This is a genomic window from Streptomyces sp. NPDC002476 (genome assembly GCF_042889785.1).
GTDB lineage: Bacteria > Actinomycetota > Actinomycetes > Streptomycetales > Streptomycetaceae > Streptomyces.
Map to the genome: position 1 here is coordinate 36,186 of NZ_JBIARH010000030.1, position 19,378 is coordinate 55,563.

Below are 19,378 nucleotides of genomic sequence, written 5' to 3' on the forward strand. Positions count from 1 at the left end.
CGGTATGGAACGCCGCACCACACAGCCGCGTCCCGGCTGGCAGGAGACGGTCGAGAGCCAAGGCGTCGTCTACCCGCTGACGCGTTACCCCGACGGGTCGCTGCGGCCGTACTGGGACGAGAGTGCCTACTACGTCTTCTCGCTGCCCGAGGTCGAGGCGCTGGAGGAGGTCGTCGAGGAACTGCACGCGATGTGCCTGGCCGCCGCCGCGCACATCGTGGAGCGGGGCCGGTTCGCCGAACTCGGCATCACCGACCGCAGGTTGGCGGATCTGATCACGGAGTCCTGGGGGCGCCGCGACGAACTCCCGTCCATCTACGGCAGGTTCGATCTGCGCTACGACGGGACCGGGCCGGCCAAGATGCTGGAGTACAACGCGGACACCCCCACCTCGCTGGTGGAGGCCGCGAGCGCCCAGTGGTTCTGGATGGAGGACCGCTTCCCGGACGCCGACCAGTGGAACTCCCTGCACGAACGCCTCGTCGAGGCGTGGCGTCGGCAGGCCGGGCTGCTGCCGCCCGGGCCGGTGCACTTCGCGCACTCCGAGGGCGACGAGATCGGTGAGGACCTGATGACGGTCGCCTATCTGCGGGAGACCGCCGAACAGGCCGGCCTCGACACGGAGGCGCTCTCCGTGGAACAGATCGGCTGGGACCGGCTGACGGGCAGGTTCGTGGACGAACGCCTGGGGTTCATCCGCAGTTGCTTCAAGCTGTACCCGTGGGAGTGGCTGGCGACCGACAAGTTCGGACCGCACGTCCTGGACACCCTCGACAATGGCGGCGGCACCGGTACCACCTGCTGGATCGAGCCCGCCTGGAAGATGCTTCTCTCCAACAAGGCGCTCATGGCGATCCTCTGGGAGCTCTATCCGGGCCATCCGAACCTGCTCGCCTCCTACCTCGACGGCCCACGTGAACTGGCCGGGCACGGTACGGATGCCGGGACCGGTTACGTCGCCAAGCCGCTGCTGGGCCGGGAAGGCGCCGGGGTCACGATCCACGAGCCGGAGAGCGCCGAGCCGGGGAGCCCCGAGGTGCTGCGCGACGAACCGTGCTGCTACCAGGAGTTGGCGCCCCTGCCGGACTTCGACGGCAATCGGGTCGTGCTCGGGGCGTGGGTCGTCGAGGGTGAGGCGGCGGGTCTCGGTATCCGGGAGTCGGAGGGGCCGGTGACGGACGAGTACGCCCGATTCCTGCCCCACGTCATTCTCTGAACGGGCCCCGGGGACCGTTCGACGGTCCCCGGGATCCGTCGGGATCCGTCGGGACCCGTCGGGAGTCGTCGGCTCAGTCGCGCAGCACGCCGCGGATCTGCTCCAGGCCCCAGTCCAGGTCCTCCTTGCTGATCACCAGCGGCGGGGCGATCCGGATCGTCGAGCCGTGGGTGTCCTTGACCAGCACTCCCCGGTCCATCAGCTTCTCGGAGATCTGCCGGCCGGTGCCGTGGCGCGGAGCGATGTCGACGCCCGCCCACAGGCCGCGTCCCCGTACCTCCTCCACCGCGCCGCCGCCCACCAGCAGGTTCAGCTCCTGGTGGAGGTGTTCGCCGAGTTCGGCCGCCCGCTGCTGGTACTCGCCGGTGCGGAGCATCGCGATGACCTCCAGGGCGACCGCGCAGGCGAGCGGGTTGCCGCCGAACGTCGAGCCGTGCTCACCCGGCCGGTACACACCGAGCACGTCCCGCGAGGAGACCACCGCCGACACCGGCACCACGCCACCGCCCAGCGCCTTGCCGAGCACGTACATGTCCGGCACGACCCCCTCGTGCTCGCACGCGAAGGTCTTCCCGGTCCGGCCCAGGCCCGACTGGATCTCGTCCGCGATGAACAGGACGTTCCGCTCCCGGGTCATTTCGCGCACCCGGGGAAGGTAGCCGGGCGGCGGCACCAGCACCCCGGCCTCGCCCTGGATCGGCTCCAGCAGCACCGCCACCGTGTTCTCGGTCATCGCCTCTGCGAGCGCGGTCAGGTCTCCGTACGGAACGATCTCGAACCCCGGTGTGTACGGGCCGAAGTCCTCCCGCGCCTCCGGGTCCGTGGAGAAGCTGATGATCGTCGTCGTACGGCCGTGGAAGTTGTTCGAGGCCACGATGATCTTGGCCATGCCGTCCGGGACGCCCTTCACCCGGTAGCCCCATTTACGGGCGGTCTTCACCGCGGTCTCCACGGCCTCCGCCCCGGTGTTCATCGGCAGGACCATCTCCATGCCGCACAGTTCGGCGAGCCGCGTGCAGAAGTCGGCGAACCGGTCGTGGTAGAAGGCGCGCGAGGTGAGGGTCACCCGCTCCAGCTGGGCCCTGGCCGCGTCGAGCAGGCGCCGGTTGCCGTGGCCGAAGTTGAGCGCCGAATATCCGGCGAGCATGTCGAGATAGCGCCGGCCCTCGACATCGGTCATCCAGGCGCCGTCCGCCGAGGCGACGACGACGGGCAGCGGGTGGTAGTTGTGCGCGCTGTGCGCCTCGGCGGAGGCGATGGCGTTGTCCGTGGTCGACACGGGATCTCCGATCGTCGTGCGGCGTGGGCGGAGGGTGGTGCCCACTTTGTATCGTCGGTCACAACCGGGGCGGGGAAACCTGCGATCCACGGCGCGCCCGCCCGGCCCCCGCGACATCGCTGTCCGCGCCGCACGGCTGCGCCACCGGCTGCCGGAACTGCGTGCCGCACCTGAGACAATGGGGCCATGGCCTCTGAACGTCCCCGCGTGCTCTCCGGAATCCAGCCCACCGCAGGCTCGTTCCACCTCGGCAACTACCTCGGCGCGGTGCGCCAGTGGGTGGCGCTGCAGGACTCCCACGACGCCTTCTACATGGTGGTGGACCTGCACGCGATCACCGTCCCGCAGGACCCCGCGCAGCTGCGCGCGAACACTCGGCTCGCCGTCGCCCAGCTCCTCGCCGCCGGTCTCGACCCCGAGCGCTGCACGCTCTTCGTCCAGAGCCACGTGCCCGAGCACGCCCAGCTCGGCTGGGTCATGAACTGCCTCACGGGCTTCGGCGAGGCGTCCCGCATGACGCAGTTCAAGGACAAGTCCGCCAAGCAGGGCGCCGACCGCACCACCGTCGGCCTCTTCACGTACCCGATGCTGATGGTCGCCGACATCCTGCTGTACCAGGCCGACCAGGTCCCGGTCGGCGAGGACCAGCGCCAGCACCTGGAGCTGACCCGCGATCTCGCCGAGCGGTTCAACGGCACCTACGGCGACACGTTCACCGTGCCGGACCCGTACATCCTCAAGGAGACGGCGAAGATCTACGACCTCCAGGACCCGTCGTCGAAGATGAGCAAGTCGGCGGCCACCCCGAAGGGTCTGATCAACCTCCTCGACGAGCCGAAGGCCACCGCCAAGAAGGTCAAGAGCGCCGTCACCGACACCGACACCGTCATCCGCTTCGACCGGGCCGAGAAGCCCGGCGTGAGCAACCTGCTGACCATCTACTCCACGCTCACCGGTACCGGTATCGCGGATCTGGAGCAGAAGTACGAGGGCAAGGGTTACGGTGCGCTCAAGACCGACCTCGCCGAGGTCATGGTGGACTTCGTCACACCGTTCCGCACCCGCACCCAGGAATACCTGGACGACCCGGAGACGCTGGACTCGATCCTGGCCAAGGGGGCCGAGAAGGCCCGTGCCGTGGCGGCCGAGACCCTGGCCCGGACGTACGACCGGATGGGCTTTCTGCCCGCCAAGCACTGAGTCCAAGGGCCCTGGCGGTTTTGTCGCCCCAGGCGTCACACTGGCGATGGGAATCCACCGGGCGGATGGCCGAAAAAGGGCTGTCCACCCTTGAGGACCACCGACTTGAGGACCACCGACCTTCGAGGATTGAGGAGAACGACGTGGGGACCGTAACGCTCGGCGTTTCGATCGCGGTCCCGGAGCCCTACGGCAGTCTGCTCCAGGAGCGGCGCGCGAGCTTCGGGGATCCTGCCGCGTACGGCATTCCCACCCATGTCACCCTCCTCCCGCCGACCGAGGTCGCCGCGGCCGACCTGCCCGCGATCGAGGCGCACCTCGCCCGGATCGCGACGGCCGGCCGCCCCTTTCCGATGCGGCTGTCCGGGACGGGCACCTTCCGGCCCCTCTCGCCGGTCGTCTTCGTGCAGGTCGTCGAGGGCGCCTCGGCCTGCTCGTGGCTCCAGAAGCGGGTCAGGGACGCCTCCGGGCCGCTGGTGCGCGAGCTCCAGTTCCCGTACCACCCGCACGTGACCGTGGCGCACGACATCCCCGAGCAGGCGATGGACCGGGCGTACGAGGAGCTGGCCGACTACGAGGCCGCCTGGACCTGCGGCTCCTTCGCGCTGTACGAGCAGGGCCCGGACCGTGTGTGGCGCAAGATCAACGAGTTCCCGTTCGACGGCGGGGGCGGCGCGCCCGCCGTGCCCGCGCAGGGCGGCTCCGCCGTGGACGAGCCCTCCCTGCGGTCCTGACCGTCCCGCGTACGTGCCCGTCCCGGTCCGCCGGGGCGGGCACGTACGCATGTCGGACCGGGGGTACGTACGGTCACATCGGTCACATCGGCAGGTGTCGGAACAGCGGGCGCGGCACGTGCCGCAGCGCCGACATCACCACGCGCAGCGCGCCGGGCACCCACACCGTTCCCGAGCGTCGTCGCAGCCCCGTCACGATCGCCGTCGCGACCGCGTCCGGCGTCGTCACGAGAGGCGGTGCCTCCAGTGGTGCCGCGGCGATCCGGGACGCGGCGTCCCCGTACGAGGCGAGCCGTGCGACCGTGATCCGTGCGGCCGTGATCCGTGAGGTCACGGACTGTGACGGCGTGGACCGTGGCGGCATCGGCCGCGAGGGCGTGGGCCGTGGCGCCGTGGGCCGTGGCGCCGTGGGTCGTGGCGCCGCGGGGCGCGGTGCCACGGGCTCGGCGGGCGTCGCCGTCTTCGGCCGTACGACGCCGGGGCGTACGACCATCACGTGCACGCCCGTGCCGCGCAGTGCCTCGCCCAGGCCCTGGGCGAACGTGTCCAGGCCCGCCTTGCTGGATCCGTAGATGAAGTCCGCGCGGCGGGCCCGCTCGCCGGCCACCGAGGACAGCACCACCAGTGAGCCGTGCCCCTGCGCCTGGAGTCTGCCGGCGCACACCAGCCCGGCGGAGACGGCTCCCGTGTAGTTGGTCTGGGCGACCCGGACCGCGCCCAGCGGTTCCTCCTCGTCCCGTTCCTGGTCGCCCGCGATGCCGAAGGCGAGGAGCACGACGTCGATGTCGCCCTCGGCGAAGACCTTCCCGAGGACCGTCTCGTGGGTCTCGGGGGCGAGGGCGTCGAAGTCGACCGTGCTGACGTCGGCGCCGTACGCGCGCAGCTCCTCCGCGGCCGATTCGAGGGCGGGGGAGGGGCGCCCGGCCAGCCGGACGGTACGGGTGCGCGCGGCGACCAGCCGGCGCGCGGTGGCGAGGGCGATCCTCGACGTGCCGCCGAGCACGAGCAGGGACTGCGGAGCACCGAAGGCGTCCTTCACGGAACACTCCTTGCGGATGGGGACGGGGGTGCGGATGGGGGCGGGGTGCGGATGGGGCACGGACGGGGACGGGGACGGGGGCGGGGATGCGGGCGGCCCCGGCCGGGGCCCGGTCAGAGCGACAGGCGCCGCGACAGGTCCGAGCGGAACGCCCCGTTCGGATCCAGTTCCGCGCGCAGCGACCGGAACTCGTCCAGCCGCGGGTACATGGCGGCGAGCATCTCCGGCCGCAGCCGCGCGTCCTTCGCCAGGCACACCCGGCCGCCGGCCGCCGCCACCTCCTCGTCCAGCGAGTCCAGGAACCGGCCCAGACCGGGCAGGGCGGCGGGCAGGTCGAGGGCGAGAGTCCAGCCGGGCACCGGGAACGAGAGCCAGCCCGGGTCGCCCGTGCCGAGCCGCTTCAGTATCGCGAGGGGCGAGGCGCAGCGCCGCCCCGAGATCCGGCGCACGATCCGGCGCAGCGTCTCCTCCTGCCCGTGTCCGACGACGAACTGGTACCGGACGTATCCGGCGCGGCCGTGAAGACGGTCGAGGTGGTCGAAGCGGTCGAGAAGGTCGAGGAGATCGAGGCGGTCGGGACGTTGCGCGCGGTTCGGGCGGCCGTGAGGGGCCGGGCCGTGCAGGCGGTCGAGGCGGCTGCCGTGCGAGGGGCCGTCCATGGGGTGGAAGAACGTGGACAGCGGCTGGAGTTCGCCGATCCGGTACGACGGTGCCCGGCGGTACCGAAGTTCGTTGAGCAGGGCCACGGAGGCGCGGCCGAGCGGTCCCGCCGGTACGAGGACGGGGGCGGCGGGCAGCCGTGCCGGGCGAAGGACGAAGGGTGCGCGCCGGGCACCCGCCGGGAGCGCGTACGCGGGCGCGTGCTCTCCTCGGGTGAGTACGGAACGTCCCGTCGACCGGCCCCGGGCCTGGAGGTCGATCCAGGCGGACGAGTAGCGGTAGCGGTGGTCCCCGGAGGACAGCCGGGCGAGCAGGTCGTCCAGGTCGACGGCCCGTTCGGTGTCGACGGACATCCACGCGCTGCCGACGCGGTGCAGCCGCAGCGTGGCCGAGAGGATCACCCCGGTCAGCCCCAGCCCGCCCGCGGTCGCGTCGAAGAGGGCGGTGCCGGGCCGGACCGTACGGATCTCGCCGTCGGCGGTCAGCAGCTCCAGCTCCCGCACGTGGCGGCTGAAGGAGCCGGAGACGTGGTGGTCCGGCCCGTGGACGTCGGAGCCGATCGCGCCGCCGACGGTGATCCGGCGGGTGGCCGGCGTGACCGGCGGGAACCAGCCGAGCGGCAGCAGGACCTCCATCAACCGGTGCAGGCTGACCCCGGCGTCGCAGACCACCAGACCGGCCCCGGCGTCGATGGTGCGGATACGGTTCAGCGCGGTCATGTCGAGCACGGAGCCGCCGCCGTTCTGCGCCGCGTCGCCGTGGGCCCGGCCGAACCCCCGGGCGATGGAGCCGCGCGGCCCGCAGCCGCGCACCGTCGCCGCCGCCTCCTCGTAGGTGCGCGGGCGAAAACGCAGGGCGGTCGTCGGGGCGGTACGGCCCCCGCCGGTCAGGGACACGGTGTCGACGGACATGGGGGTGACCGTATCGCCTGAGAAAAGCCATTCAGGGGATTTGTCAATATGCTCACCTATATGGGCGATTCAAGATGTTTCAATGCGTTTCGACTCGTTCGCCGGTGAGGAGAGTTTCGGGTTTCGACGCCCGGACAGGTAGTCGTATGTCATGGACTGGCTGAAGAACCTCCCCGTCATCGGGCCGATCGTCTCCCGGCTGATGGCGACTCACACCTGGCGCTCCTACGAGACCCTGGAACGGGTCCACTGGACCAGGCTCGCGGCGGCGATCACGTTCATCAGCTTCCTGGCGCTGTTCCCGCTGATCGCGGTCGGCGCGGCGATCGGTGCCGCACTGCTCACCGAGGGGCAGCTCCACCGGATCGAGAACGTGCTCGCCGAGCAGGTGCCGGGCATCTCCGACCAGCTCGGCATCGCGGACCTGGTGGCCCACGCCGGGACGGTCGGGGGGGTCGCCGGTGCGGTGCTGCTGTTCACCGGCATCGGCTGGATCGGCGCCATGCGGGACTGCCTGCGCGCCGTGTGGGGGATCGACGACGCGGACACGGGCAACCCCGTCGTCCGCAAGCTCAAGGACGCGGGGCTGCTGCTGGGGCTGGGCGGGGCCGTGCTGGCGACGCTCGCGATCTCCTCGGCCGGTTCCGTCGCCGTCGGCTGGACCGCCCAACTGCTGGACATCCCGGACCGGGGCGCGGGCGGCGTGGTGCTCCAGGTGGCCGCCCTGCTCGTGGCCGTCCTCGCCGACTTCCTGCTGCTGCTCTATCTGTTGACACTGCTGCCCGGTGTGGAGCCGCCGCGCCGCAGGCTGCTGGTCGCCGGTGTGATCGGCGCGGTCGGCTTCGAACTGCTCAAACTGCTGCTCGGCGGCTACATCAGCGGCGTCGCCTCGAAGAGCATGTACGGCGCCTTCGGGGTGCCGGTGGCGCTCCTGCTGTGGCTCAACTTCACCGCGCGGCTGCTGCTGTTCTGCGCCGCCTGGACGGCGACGCCGAACAACGGCGAGGAGGCCGGTGAGGACGAGGGCTAGTGCCGTGACCGGCAACGTTTGCCCGTCAAGGAGCGGCGTGGGGTGCGTGCTTTCGGTGTGCCGGCCGGAAGTCCTTGTACTGGACGTACTTGGGCTTTCGGCTGGTGCAGCGAGAGTGCGTGCCCGACGTCGCGACGGGGCAAACGTTGCCTGATGCGGCACTAGGACAGCGGCGAGGACGACGGAGGGGGCGCCGGGCCCGTCAGCGACGGGAGCGGCGACGCACCAGGTCCGGCAGCGGCCAGCGCCGGTTGATCAGGAACGCCGCTCCGCCCAGCAGCGCCGCGACACCCGCGGCGATGCCCAGCGCGATCCCGGCACCGCTCCCGCCGCCGACGGAGGCCGCGGTCCCGGCGGCGTCCGAGGAGCCGCCTCGGCCGTCGCCCGACCCGTTCGCGGCCGTGGGGCCCTTCCCCGCCCCGCTGCCGGTGTCGTCCTTCGTACCGGTCCCGGCGGACCTCGGCGGCACCAGCTCGCCGACCGGGGTCACCTTGCCGCTCGCCTCGAAGCCCCAGTCGAGGAGGCTCGCGGCCTCCTTGTAGACGGCGTGGTGCTCCCCGGACGACGGGTTCATGACGGTGACGAGCAGCACCCTGCCGTCGCGCTCGGCGACCCCGGTGAAGGTGTTGCCCGCGTGCGTGGTGTAGCCGTTCTTGACGCCCGCGACGCCCTTGTACGGGGCCACCCCGTCCGCGCCGGTGAGCAGCCGGTTGGTGTTCTGGATCGCGAAGGTCTCGCGGTCCCCGTTCTTCTTCTTCTCGCCGGGGAAATCCGCCTCGGCCGTCGAGCAGTACTCCCGGAAGTCCGCCTTCTGGAGCCCGCTGCGGGCGATCAGTGTCAGGTCGTACGCGCTGGAGACCTGCTCGGGAGCGTCGTACCCGTCGGGCGACACCACCTTCGTGTCGAGCGCCTGCAACTCCTCGGCGTGCGCCTGCATGTCGGTGACCGTCCGGGGGACGCCTCCGTACATCGCGGACAGCGCGTGCACGGCGTCGTTGCCCGACCGCAGGAACACCCCGAGCCACAGGTCGTGGACCGTGTAGGTGAGGTTCTCCTTGACCCCGACCAGGCTGCTCCCCTCGCCGAGATCGGCGAGGTCCTCGGGCCGCACCGTGTAGGTCCGGGTCTTCGGCTGGAGCTTGGGCAGCACGGTGTCCGCGAAGAGCATCTTCAGGGTGGAGGCGGGCGGCAGCGGCCAGTGCGCGTTGTGCGCGGCGAGCACATCGCCGTTCTCCGCGTCGGCGACGATCCATGATCTGCCCGTGAGGTCCTTGGGCAGGACCGGCGCCCCGGCCCCCAACTCGACCTGCGTACCGGCCCGGCTCAGCCGCTCGCCTCCGACCTGCGACATGTCGGAGGGTGGCTTCGGCTGCTTGTCGGAGGAGTCCTCGTCGGCCGCCGATGCCGGGTTGACGACAAAAGCGGACAACATTGCGGCAGATGCAACCGTCAGCGCGATCTTTTTCAGTGCGGGCACGGTCGAAAACGTACAGGGTGAAGATATGAGCGCGGGCGTGGATGGCCTGACCCGCCGTATGCTCCGCCAGTACGGCCCACCCCGGGCGGCACCGCCGGAGCGTGGCGGTGATACTGGGTCCATGAAGCTCAGCCGCCCCGTCTCCTGGTTCCTGCTCGCCTTCGGGGTGTGGAGCTGGGTCATCTGGATCACTTTCGTCAAGAACCTGTCGAAGGACGCCAGCGGGCTCGCCTTCGACGACGCGGGTGACCCGACTGCCTACTTCTGGGTGCATCTGCTGCTCGCCGTCACGTCCTTTCTCCTGGGGACGGCAGTCGGGGTGATCGGGTTCCGAGGTCTCCGGGCCCTGCGCCGCGAGCGTCGATAACCGGACGGACGAGCGGCGGGGGAGACGCACATGACCGTGGCGGGTTTCGCGCTGGTGGTGCTCGTGGTGCTCGCGCTGCTGGCAGGCGTGCACCGCTACCTCTGGCAGCGACTCGTCGGCGACACGACGACCAGGGGCAGCGCCCTGCGCCGGGCCGGCACGGTGGCGGCGTATCTGCTGCCGCTGCTGAGCATCGGCGCCCTGGTCGCCGGGCGCGTCGGCGCGCCCTTCCCGCTCCAGCAGGCGCTGGCCTGGCCGGGCTACCTGTGGCTGGCGGCGGTGCTGTACCTGACCCTCGCGCTGCTGGTGGGCGAGGCGGTACGGCCGGTGCTGCGCCGGGTGCTCGCGCGCCGGGACGCCGTACGGGGACGAGGGGACGCCGTACGCGGGCGACAGGAAGGGCGCGCGGCGGACGAGGTCTCGCGGGGCGGGGCCGCGGACGCGGGAGGGGCCCCGGCGGCGTCGGCCGCCTCGGTGGCGGCTTCCCCGGCGGCGGAGGGGCCGTTGGCCGCGGCTTCCCCGGTGACGCAGGCTCCCTCGGCCGTGATGGTGGCTGACGGTGACGGTGACGGCGGCTCCGCAGCCGCGCGCACCGACTCCGGGGCTGCCGGCACCGGCACTGAAACCGGCACCGACACCAACACCAACACCGACACCGACACCGACACCGGCAGCAGCAGCGACACCGACAGCAGCAGCGGCACCGACAGCGGCACTGACAGCGACAGCGGCACCGGCACTGAAACCGGCACCGGCACCGCCGCCCCTGCCGCCGTCCCCGTCGTCGCCGCCGCCCTCACGCGTCGCCTGTTCGTCGCGCGGGCGGTCGGCGGCGCCGCCGCCGTCGCCGGGCTCGGCACGGTCGGCCACGGCACGTACGGCGTGCTGCGCGGGCCGCGGGTCAAGCGGGTCGCCGTCCCGCTCGCCAGGCTGCCGCGCTCCGCGCACGGCTTTCGGATCGCCGTCGTCAGCGACATCCATCTCGGGCCGATCCTCGGCCGCGCCCACACCCAGCGGATCGTCGACACGGTCAACCGGACCCGGCCGGATCTGGTCGCGGTCGTGGGCGACCTGGTGGACGGCACCGTCGACGACCTCGGTGCGGCGGCGGAACCGCTCGCCGGGCTGGACGCCCGCCAGGGGAGCTTCTTCGTCACCGGGAACCACGAGTACTACTCCGGAGCCGCCCAATGGGTGGACCACGTACGGGAATTGGGCCTCCACCCGCTGGAGAACACCCGGGTCGAGATCGACGGATTCGACCTCGCCGGTGTCAACGACATCGCCGGGGAGGCCGAGGGGCAGGGGCCCGACTTCGAGGCCGCGCTCGGCGACCGCGACCCCGCGCGCGCCTCCGTCCTCCTCGCCCACCAGCCCGTCGTCATCGACGACGCCGTCGCCTGGGGCGTGGACCTCCAACTGTCCGGACACACCCACGGCGGGCAGCTCTGGCCGGGCAACCTGGTCGCCGGACTCGCCAATCCCACCGTCGCCGGGCTCGACCGTTACGGCGACACCCAGCTGTACGTCACGCGCGGAGCGGGAGCCTGGGGGCCGCCGGTACGGGTGGGCGCGCCTTCCGACATCACCGTCGTGGAACTGGCCTCGCCGCAGGCCTGACACTCCGTCGTTGTCTTGTTACAGATCCTGTTGAAACTCGCAAGGTTTCAAGTGCCGAACAAAAGGCTATGAGTCCCTGTTTTGGTCTTCCTGATGTGAAAATCGTGTGATTGGGTGAGCGCGAGCGTGCGGTGGCTTGCGTGTCTGCGCGCGACACCAAGGTGGGGCTGGTAATAGGGAGAGCACGTCCATGCGGTCGATCCGGGTACGGATTCTCGCGATTTTCGCGGTTTTGGTCATCGCCGGCGTCATCGTCTGGCAGTTGCTCCCCTCCAACGAGGTGAAACGCGATCCGATCCTGGTCGGCACCACGGACGAGGTGACCTCGCTCGATCCGGCCGGTGCGTACGACGTCGGTTCCTGGGCGATGTACAGCAACGTCTACCAGTCCCTCCTGACGTTCAAGCCCGGCGGGACCGTTCCCGAGCCCGACGCCGCCGAGAGCTGCCAGTTCATCGGCCAGAAACTCCAGACGTACCAGTGCAAGCTCCGGGACGACCTGCATTTCTCGAACGGGCGCCAGATCACCGCCGACGATGTCAAGTTCTCCATCGAACGCATGATCAAGATCAAGACGGATGTCGGTCCATGGGTGCTGTTCCCGAGCCTGAAGAACGTGGTGACCGAGGGCCGCACCATCACCTTCAACCTCTCCTCGCGCGATGCGACGTTCCCGCAGAAGCTGGCCACCGGAGCCGGTTCGATCGTCGACCGCGAGTCGTACCCGGCGAACAAGCTCCGGACCGGGAACACCGTCGACGGCTCCGGACCGTACCTGCTGAAGTCGTACCAGCCGGGCAAGGTGGCCGAGTTCGTTCCCAATCCGCACTACAAGGGCGCGGTGAAGAAGTCCGGTGTGCCGGTCACCGTGCACTACTACAAGGGGGCGGAGGGGCTGCTGGCAGCCTGGAAGGGCGGCAAGCTCGAAGTGACCCACCGGCAGCTCCCGCCGGCCACGCTCGCCGCGCTGAACCCCGGCGACCCCGATCTGCGCATCACCGAGGCGGACAGCGCCGATATCCGCTTCCTCGTCTTCAACGTCCGCCCCGACTCCCCGTTCGCCGACAAGAAGGTCCGGCAGGCGGTCGCCTCGGTCCTCGACCGCGGACCGCTGGTGACCGACGTTTACCAGGGCACCGTCGAGCCCCTCTACTCACTGATCCCGCAGGGCGTCATCGGGCACAGCACGCCGTTCTTCGACGCCTATCCCTCGCCCGACCCCGAGCGCGCCAGGAAGCTGCTGCAGGAGGCCGGTGCGCAGACCCCGGTGGCGATCAACCTCGCCTACGGCCAGGGCGACGAGGCGTCCGTCAAGGAGAGCGCCGAGATCCGCCGCCAGCTGGAGAAGGAGGGGCTGTTCAAGGTCACCCTCAAGCCCGTCGAGTGGCAGCGGTTCCAGAAGGAGTACGCGGCGGGCAAGTACGACGCGTACGCCATCGGCTGGTTCCCCGACTACCCGGACCCCGACACGTTCAGCCAGCCGCTCGTCGGCAGCCAGAACAGCCTCCACAACGGCTACTCCAGCAAGAAGATGGACTCCCTGATCTCGTCCACGCTCCAGTACAGCGACCGCGGCCGTACTTCCGCGGACTACAAGGAGCTCCAGGCGCTGGTCGGAGAGGACGTGCCGCTGGTGCCGCTGTGGCAGAAGAAGGACTACGTCCTCAGCAAGACCGCGGTCTCCGGCTCGCAGTACCTCTCGAACGGCACCGGCATCTGGCGGCTGTGGGAGCTGCGGCGGATCTGACGGACGGCGCGGGCGTGCGTGCCGCCTGAGCGGTGCGTACGCGGCGGGCCCGCCGCCCGGCCGGGCCCGCGGCCGGTTCCTCGGTGGTTCACGGGAAGAGGCACCGGCTTCCCGGTGCCTGAACTATCGTACGAACGTGGACCAGTTGATCACCGATGACCCGGCGTACATAGGCCCGTACCGACTGATAGCCCGCCTCGGCGCGGGCGGCATGGGCCTGGTGTATCTCGGCCGTTCGGAAGCGGGCCGGACCGTGGCGGTGAAGGTCGTGCAGGCCGAGCACGCCCAACACCCCGAATTCCGCAAGCGGTTCGCGCGCGAGGTCGCTGCCGCCCGGCGGGTGGGCGGGGCCTGGACGGCGGCCGTGCTCGACGCCGACACCGAGGCGCCGGTGCCCTGGGTGGCCACCCAGTACATCCCCGGCCCCGACCTGACCACCGTGGTCGCCGAGGATTTCGGTCCGCTGCCCGAGCACTCCGTCCGGGTTCTCGCCAACCGCCTTGCCACGGCCCTGGGTTCGGTGCACGAGGCGGGGCTGATCCACCGCGACCTGAAGCCGTCCAACGTGCTGGTGACCGTGGACGGGCCGCGCGTGATCGACTTCGGCATCGCGCGGGCCATGGACAGCCTCGGCCCGGACAGCCTGCACACCCGCACGGGAATGCTGATCGGCTCACCCGGCTTCATGTCGCCCGAACAGGTGCGAGGGCTCGAACTCACGGCGGCCAGCGATGTGTTCTGCCTGGGCGCGGTCCTCGTGTACGCCGCCACCGGCCGCCTCCTCTTCGGTGCCGCGGAGTCCGGTCTGAACGCGCACCTCTTCCGGATCGCGGAGGAGGAGGCGGACCTGACCGGCGTACCGGAGTCGCTCGTCGACCTCGTACGCGCGTGCCTGCACAAGGACCCGGCGCGGCGGCCCACACCCGCCGAGGTGGCCGCCCGTACGGCCGCGGACGAGGCGGGGGAGTGGCTGCCCGGTTCCGTGCTGGCCCAACTCGGCCGACATGCGGCCCAGTTGCTCGACTTCGCGCCGGAGACCCGAGCCGCGCTCCCCGACCCGCGCATCCCGGCCGGGCCCGAGCCCGCCGTCCCGTCCCCGCAGCCCGAGCCCACGGTTCCGTCCCCTCGGCCCCAGCCCCCGGGGCCCGCCGCGCAGCCGCCCCGGCCGGTCCCGCCGCCGCCCGGGTACACACCGACGGCCTGGGCGGGGTACGGCCCGGCCCCGGCCGGTGCCGCGGTCTCCCTCCCCGGACGGTGGTGGGGGCTGGTGACGGCCGTGCTGGCGCAGTTGCTGGTGCTGATCGGCACGACGACCACGAGCGTGGCGCTGCCGACCGTCTACGCCGACCTGGGCCTCTCGCCCGACGACTTGGGCTCGATGACCGAGGGCAGGGCACTGGCCTTCGGCTTGCTGCTGCTGGTCGGTGGGCACCTGTGCGATCTCCTGGGCCGCAAGCGGTCGGTGGTCATCGGCCTGGCCGGTTTCGCGGTGGCCTGCGCGGTCGGCGGCTCCGCAGGCTCGGCCGGTGCGCTCATCGGGGCGAACATCCTGCAGGGCGCGTTCGCCGCGCTGCTCTCGTCGGCCGTGCTGGCCCTGGTGTCCAGCAGCTTCACCTCCCCCGGCGAACGCGGCGTGGCCTTCGGGATCTACGCGGTGGTCATCGGCAGCGGCACGGCGATCGGCCTGTTCGCCGGCGGGTTGCTGACCGAGATCCTGACCTGGCGCTGGTGCCTGTACGCCGCGGTCCCGGTGGCGGTCGTCGCCGCGATCGGTACGGCCCTGATCACGCGCGACCATCCGGCCCGCACCCCGGCCCGTCCCGACATCCCCGGTCTGCTGCTCGGCGCCGTCGGCCTCGTCGCCCTCGTCCACGGCTTCACCGAGGCCGGGGAACGCGGCTGGACCGACCTCCTGGTCGTGGTCCTCCTCGTGGGCGGGGTCGCGCTGCTGGCGGCCTTCGCGTGGTGGCAGACCAGGGCGGCCGGCCCGCTCCTGCCGCCGTACGTCTTCAAGGACCGCGACCGCGTCGGCTCCCTTCTCGCCCTGGCCCTCGCCGGTGTGGGCGTGTTCCTCGTGTGCCTGGTCCTGAGCAGGTACCTCCAAGGCGCCCTCGGTTACAGCCCTGGAGCGGTCGGCGTATCCGTACTGCCCATGGCCGGGGCGGTCGCGATCGGTTCCGTCCTGGTCTCCGCCCTGCTGTACCGCAGGCTGGCGCCCCGCGTCCTGATCGTGTCCGGACTGGTGCCCGCGGCGATGGGCCTGCTGCTCCTGACGGGTCTCGACGCCGACGGCGCATACGCCACCGAGGTGCTGCCCGGCATGCTCCTCTTCGGCTTCGGCATCGGCCTGGCCTTCATGCCGCTTCTCGCCACCGCGACCGGTGGGATCTCCCCGCAGGACTCCGGCGGGACCGCCGCGGCGGTCTGCGCGGCCCAGCAACTGGGCGGCTGGGCCGGCATGCCCCTGTTCGGCAGCCTCGTCGCGGCGGTGGTCTCCGTACGGACGGGCCACGTGCCGGGTCTTCCGGACGGCCTGGCCGAGGCGGCCGAGAAGGGGGTCCTGCTCGGCGGACAGGCTCTTCCGGTGGGGCTCTCCGACAGCGTGGCGAAGCTGGACGCGGCGGTCCTGGAGGGGTACTCCGTCGCCTTCTGGTGGGCGGCCGGGCTCACCCTCCTCGCGAGCCTGCTCGCCGGGCTGATGGTCACGGCCAGGGCCCCCGGGCGGTGACACGCCGCCGGTCCGCACGGCCGGGGCCGGTCACCCGCCCCGGCCGTGTCCCTTGCCCGGCACCGTCCGCGAGAGCGGGCGACGGACGTTCAGCCCCCGGGCAGCACCCGGATCGAGGCGGAGCGACGGGGCAAACGTCGCCTGCCGCGGCACTAGGCGTCCGCCGGATACGCTCCCGGTATGAAGATCATGGTGGGTGCTCTTGCGGCTGGGGTGGGATTCGGGGCGGCCACCTCGCTCATCAACGCGCTTTCCTCCCCGTACGCGGAGCTCGGCGCCCCGCTTGTCGGCACCGTCTGGGCCGACGCCGCCAAGGTGCTCAGCCTGCTGGTGGACGCGGGCTGGTCCTGGGCCGCGCTGGCGGTGGCGATGGGCTGGCTGGCCGGGACACCGGTCCGAGGCGCGCTGGCCGGGGCGCTGGCGTTGTTCGCCGCCACGGGGGCGTACTACGTGACGGACGCCTACGCCGCGGGGGCCGAAACGGAGATGGTCAGGTGGTGGGTGGCGGGACTGCCGCTCGGGCTGATCCTGGGCGCGGTGGGTGCGGCCATCAGGCGGCCCGGACTGATCGGGCTGCTTGCGGCGTTGACGGTTCCGGTGGGTGCTGCCGTGCAGATGGTCGTGCTCCCGCCCGGACCGCACCTCACCTCGACCCCGGCGACCCTTCTCGCCGAGGTCGTCGTCTGGACGGGCGCTGCGCTCGGTGCCGGCTGGGCCGTCCACCGTTTCCGGACCACGAGGCGTGCGGCCGGAGCCGGATAGAGTCGCATCCGCCTTGCGACCGCACGCCCTAGGGCGTGCGTCCGGCGGCGCCAGGCAGGAACTCCATCAGCACCTCGTGGATCTGCCGCACCAGCGGCCTCAGTGCCCGGAACCGTGACAGGGCGATGGCGCGTGCGGCGATCGGCGCGGCGCGCTCGACCAGGCGGCGGCTGCGCTCGGTGTGCTCCGTGCGGTCGTACACCCAGTACAGCACCAGGCCCATCTGTATCAGCCACATCAACTGCGGCAGCTGTTCGGCCAGTTCGGGATCGGCCTTGGTGTCGGAACCGGCCAGGCAGCGCCGGTGGATGGAGATCGCGGCCTCCCGGGCCGCGACCGAGTCCGCCGAGAACGGGCTGAGCGGACTCTCCGGATCGGCGGCGTTCTTGAAGAACTGGGCGGCGAAACGGTGGTACGGCTCTGCCACGTCCAGCCAGGTCAGCAGGACCCCGCGCACCCGCACCGCGAGGTCCTTGTCGCCCTCCAGGACCGGCCGCACCGCCGCCTCGTGCTCGGCGGCGAGCCGGTCGTAGAAGCCCTGGACGAGGTGTTCCTTGTTCGTGAAGTAGTAGTAGGCGTTCCCGACGGAGACCCCGGCCTCCTGGGCGATGGCCCGCATCGTCGTCCTGTCGTAACCGCGCTCCTGGAAGAGCCGGAGGGCGGTTTCGAGGATGAGTGTGCGGGTCTGCTCGCTCTTGGGGACCCTGGCATCCTTCCCCTGGGATGCCCCGGCTTCCTTCACGCCCTTCGCTTCCTTCACCACAGCCCCGAGCGTATCCGCCCCGGTCGGTCCACGGCTCCGCGGACCGTACAGGCAGTGTCCGGAGTGGCCGGCCGGTGGGACGCGGGCCGGTGCTCGGCCGGCGCCCGGAGGCAGACGATCCAGGCCGACGTCCCCCGGTAGGTCTGCCCCTGGTCACCGAGGCCGTACGGCGGCAGTGCGAAAGGTGCGAAGGGGGCAGGGGCGACGACGGTGAGCGGTACGCGGGAGGGTGTCGCGGTGGGGCGTCAGACGCTCATCGCACGCGCCGAGTTGAGCTGGGCCATCACCCACGGGAAGGTCTCCGGACCGGTTGCCGGGATCATCGTCGAGTGATGCTTCCCGTCGCTGGTCACCGAGACCTGGATGAAGCCCGTCGTCTTCTTCTCCTTCATCAGGAGGAAGAGCAGGCCGACCAGGCAGAGCAGGGCGAAGACGATCGCCAGCACGATCGCGACCGTGGGGATCCGCTCCTCGGTGTGCGACAGGTCCGTGGCGGACCACACGGCGCCCTTGAGCGGCATGGTGCCGACCGGCGTGATGATCTGGTCGTTCACGATGGTGATGTCCCCGAGTGCCAGCAACGGGGCGCCGGCCACCGGCGCGCCCGGCTGCGCATAGCCGTGACCGGGCGCCATCGGCTGGGCCGCGGGCCCCGGGGGATAGCCGTAGGCGGGGCCGGGCTGCGCGGCGGATTCGGGCAGCGGCTGCGGGTACCCGTAGGCCGGAGCCCCCGCACCGGCGGGTCCGTTCCCCTGCCCGCCCGGCTGGGAAGGGCCCCACTGGTACGAGTTGTCCGCATGCGGATTCGGATCGCTCAACGTTCCCCGCTCTCGATCAAGCCTGTGCCCCGGGCTCTGTCGCGCCGGAAGCGGCACACCGGTGTCCGCTCCGCACGACCGTACCGCCCGAACCGGAACGGCGCAGCAAGCGGTCCCGCATCCGGCGGGACCGGTTCGGACACGACCGTTCCGCCGGACACCGGCCGAACCGTCGTCACCCGGCCGACGGGTACCGGGTCACATTCGTCACCTTGCACTTCGTGTCCGCCGGAGAGTCGCCCAGCCCCTGGGCCTTCTGCGTCGACTTCTGCCCCGGGGCCAGGTTGTTCGCCGCGGCAATTCCCTCGGCCACCCGTGTGCCGGACCCGTCCACGAACTCCACGGTCACGATGTAGTTCGACTTCACGTCGCCGTGGTTCACGATCTCCACGTCCACGGACGGCCACTTGGTCAGATCGTTGACCTCGCACTTGGACAGCTGCACGTCCGCCGCGGCGTCGGCCTTCGCACCGTCCTCCTTCCCGGCGGGCTTCTTCTCGCCGGGCTTCTCCCCGGAGGCGTCGTCCTTCGCCGGTGCGTCCTTCCCGGGCGCCTCGTCCACCGACGACTCCCCCGAGGAACTGCCCTCGCGCACGGTCCCGTTGCTCACCACGGACACGACCAGGGCCCCGCACCCGCCGAGCAGCACCAGGCCGCCGAGCACGGACAGGGTGATGATGAGCCCGGTCCGGCGCTGCTTCGGCGGTGGCGTCGGGGCGCCCCATCCCGGCCCCTGCGGGTAGGGCTGCTGCGGGTACGGCTGTTGCTGCGGGGACGGTCCACCCCACTGCGGAGGCTGCTGCGGTTGCTGCGGCTGCGGGCCGGGCGGCGGGAAGCCCTGAGACATGCGTGATCCCCCCAAAGGATGCTGGCGTGAGGAGACACGGTACGTCCTGGCCGGAACGTGTCGCATCAGAAGTGTCGGAATCGTGACGGAACTGTGCAGGTCGTGGCTTCTCGTACGGCGCGCGGCTTCTCGCACGGAGGTTGCTTCTCGCGCGGCCGGGGAGGGGCGGGCGGCTCCGTG

The 19,378-nt window shown here is 71.3% G+C and carries 16 protein-coding genes; 9 read left to right on the plus strand and 7 right to left on the minus strand.

What is annotated here, in order from left to right:
* Window positions 1–4 precede the first annotated feature (4 nt).
* Window positions 5–1,216, plus strand: coding sequence for a glutathionylspermidine synthase family protein (locus ACFYXM_RS27545; RefSeq protein ID WP_389293274.1), 1,212 nt, complete (start codon window positions 5–7; stop codon window positions 1,214–1,216).
* Between the two features lie 73 nt (window positions 1,217–1,289).
* Here ACFYXM_RS27545 and rocD read toward each other — a convergent pair whose 3' ends face one another.
* Entirely contained in the window at window positions 1,290–2,495 is a 1,206-nt protein-coding gene (gene rocD / locus ACFYXM_RS27550) for an ornithine--oxo-acid transaminase (RefSeq protein ID WP_389293276.1), read from the minus strand.
* Window positions 2,496–2,681: 186 nt separating this feature from the next.
* On the opposite strand from rocD, the gene trpS reads away from it, so the two are divergent.
* Both trpS and ACFYXM_RS27560 read left to right on the plus strand, forming a co-directional pair.
* Window positions 2,682–3,695 (plus strand): tryptophan--tRNA ligase, encoded by a 1,014-nt coding sequence (gene trpS, locus ACFYXM_RS27555; RefSeq protein ID WP_360106512.1) that lies wholly within the window; start codon window positions 2,682–2,684, stop codon window positions 3,693–3,695.
* A gap of 143 nt (window positions 3,696–3,838) precedes the next feature.
* Window positions 3,839–4,429 carry a 2'-5' RNA ligase family protein gene (locus tag ACFYXM_RS27560; protein ID WP_389293278.1) on the plus strand — a complete coding sequence of 197 codons (591 nt, stop codon included), beginning with the start codon at window positions 3,839–3,841 and terminating at the stop codon, window positions 4,427–4,429.
* Window positions 4,430–4,511: 82 nt separating this feature from the next.
* On the opposite strand, the gene ACFYXM_RS27565 is transcribed toward ACFYXM_RS27560, so the two are convergent.
* On the minus strand, window positions 4,512–5,468 hold the full coding sequence (locus ACFYXM_RS27565; protein ID WP_389293280.1) for an SDR family NAD(P)-dependent oxidoreductase: 957 nt from the start codon (window positions 5,466–5,468) through the stop codon (window positions 4,512–4,514).
* Between the two features lie 113 nt (window positions 5,469–5,581).
* The gene (locus tag ACFYXM_RS27570) at window positions 5,582–7,039 is read right to left on the minus strand and encodes an FAD-binding protein (protein ID WP_389293282.1); all 1,458 of its coding nucleotides are present in this window, start codon (window positions 7,037–7,039) and stop codon (window positions 5,582–5,584) included.
* Window positions 7,040–7,190: 151 nt separating this feature from the next.
* Between ACFYXM_RS27570 and ACFYXM_RS27575 the strand changes: the two genes are divergently transcribed.
* Complete coding sequence (locus tag ACFYXM_RS27575; RefSeq protein WP_389293284.1) at window positions 7,191–8,069, plus strand: YihY/virulence factor BrkB family protein; 879 nt, start codon at window positions 7,191–7,193, stop codon at window positions 8,067–8,069.
* Between the two features lie 202 nt (window positions 8,070–8,271).
* On the opposite strand, the gene ACFYXM_RS27580 is transcribed toward ACFYXM_RS27575, so the two are convergent.
* The gene (locus tag ACFYXM_RS27580) at window positions 8,272–9,546 is read right to left on the minus strand and encodes a D-alanyl-D-alanine carboxypeptidase family protein (RefSeq protein ID WP_389293286.1); all 1,275 of its coding nucleotides are present in this window, start codon (window positions 9,544–9,546) and stop codon (window positions 8,272–8,274) included.
* 121 nt (window positions 9,547–9,667) lie between these two features.
* Here ACFYXM_RS27580 and ACFYXM_RS27585 point away from each other — a divergent pair, with 121 nt between their 5' ends.
* The 5 genes from ACFYXM_RS27585 to ACFYXM_RS27605 all read left to right on the plus strand — a co-directional run bounded on the left by ACFYXM_RS27585 (window position 9,668) and on the right by ACFYXM_RS27605 (window position 16,770).
* Complete coding sequence (locus ACFYXM_RS27585) at window positions 9,668–9,913, plus strand: SCO4848 family membrane protein (RefSeq protein WP_079185888.1); 246 nt, start codon at window positions 9,668–9,670, stop codon at window positions 9,911–9,913.
* Window positions 9,914–9,943: 30 nt separating this feature from the next.
* Window positions 9,944–11,533, plus strand: coding sequence for a metallophosphoesterase (locus ACFYXM_RS27590; RefSeq protein ID WP_389293288.1), 1,590 nt, complete (start codon window positions 9,944–9,946; stop codon window positions 11,531–11,533).
* Window positions 11,534–11,723: 190 nt separating this feature from the next.
* Window positions 11,724–13,280 carry an ABC transporter substrate-binding protein gene (locus ACFYXM_RS27595; RefSeq protein ID WP_389293290.1) on the plus strand — a complete coding sequence of 519 codons (1,557 nt, stop codon included), beginning with the start codon at window positions 11,724–11,726 and terminating at the stop codon, window positions 13,278–13,280.
* A 136-nt stretch (window positions 13,281–13,416) separates the two neighbouring features.
* Window positions 13,417–16,008 carry an MDR family MFS transporter gene (locus ACFYXM_RS27600; RefSeq protein ID WP_389293292.1) on the plus strand — a complete coding sequence of 864 codons (2,592 nt, stop codon included), beginning with the start codon at window positions 13,417–13,419 and terminating at the stop codon, window positions 16,006–16,008.
* Between the two features lie 180 nt (window positions 16,009–16,188).
* Window positions 16,189–16,770, plus strand: coding sequence for a hypothetical protein (locus tag ACFYXM_RS27605; RefSeq protein WP_389293294.1), 582 nt, complete (start codon window positions 16,189–16,191; stop codon window positions 16,768–16,770).
* Between the two features lie 28 nt (window positions 16,771–16,798).
* On the opposite strand, the gene ACFYXM_RS27610 is transcribed toward ACFYXM_RS27605, so the two are convergent.
* The 3 genes from ACFYXM_RS27610 to ACFYXM_RS27620 all read right to left on the minus strand — a co-directional run bounded on the left by ACFYXM_RS27610 (window position 16,799) and on the right by ACFYXM_RS27620 (window position 19,198).
* The gene (locus ACFYXM_RS27610; RefSeq protein ID WP_389293296.1) at window positions 16,799–17,533 is read right to left on the minus strand and encodes a TetR family transcriptional regulator; all 735 of its coding nucleotides are present in this window, start codon (window positions 17,531–17,533) and stop codon (window positions 16,799–16,801) included.
* A gap of 245 nt (window positions 17,534–17,778) precedes the next feature.
* Window positions 17,779–18,351 carry a hypothetical protein gene (locus ACFYXM_RS27615; protein ID WP_389293298.1) on the minus strand — a complete coding sequence of 191 codons (573 nt, stop codon included), beginning with the start codon at window positions 18,349–18,351 and terminating at the stop codon, window positions 17,779–17,781.
* Window positions 18,352–18,526: 175 nt separating this feature from the next.
* On the minus strand, window positions 18,527–19,198 hold the full coding sequence (locus ACFYXM_RS27620; RefSeq protein ID WP_389293300.1) for an FxLYD domain-containing protein: 672 nt from the start codon (window positions 19,196–19,198) through the stop codon (window positions 18,527–18,529).
* Window positions 19,199–19,378: the final 180 nt, after the last annotated feature.

Excerpts from the sequence above, each read along its gene's own strand:
- ACFYXM_RS27620 (WP_389293300.1), bottom strand. The coding sequence starts at position 19,198 with ATGTCTCAGGGCTTCCCGCCGCCCGGCCCGCAGCCGCAGCAACCGCAG.
- ACFYXM_RS27605 (WP_389293294.1), top strand. The coding sequence starts at position 16,189 with ATGAAGATCATGGTGGGTGCTCTTGCGGCTGGGGTGGGATTCGGGGCG.
- ACFYXM_RS27545 (WP_389293274.1), top strand. The coding sequence starts at position 5 with ATGGAACGCCGCACCACACAGCCGCGTCCCGGCTGGCAGGAGACGGTC.
- ACFYXM_RS27590 (WP_389293288.1), top strand. The coding sequence starts at position 9,944 with ATGACCGTGGCGGGTTTCGCGCTGGTGGTGCTCGTGGTGCTCGCGCTG.
- ACFYXM_RS27570 (WP_389293282.1), bottom strand. The coding sequence starts at position 7,039 with ATGTCCGTCGACACCGTGTCCCTGACCGGCGGGGGCCGTACCGCCCCG.
- ACFYXM_RS27575 (WP_389293284.1), top strand. The coding sequence starts at position 7,191 with ATGGACTGGCTGAAGAACCTCCCCGTCATCGGGCCGATCGTCTCCCGG.
- trpS (WP_360106512.1), top strand. The coding sequence starts at position 2,682 with ATGGCCTCTGAACGTCCCCGCGTGCTCTCCGGAATCCAGCCCACCGCA.
- ACFYXM_RS27595 (WP_389293290.1), top strand. The coding sequence starts at position 11,724 with ATGCGGTCGATCCGGGTACGGATTCTCGCGATTTTCGCGGTTTTGGTC.
- ACFYXM_RS27585 (WP_079185888.1), top strand. The coding sequence starts at position 9,668 with ATGAAGCTCAGCCGCCCCGTCTCCTGGTTCCTGCTCGCCTTCGGGGTG.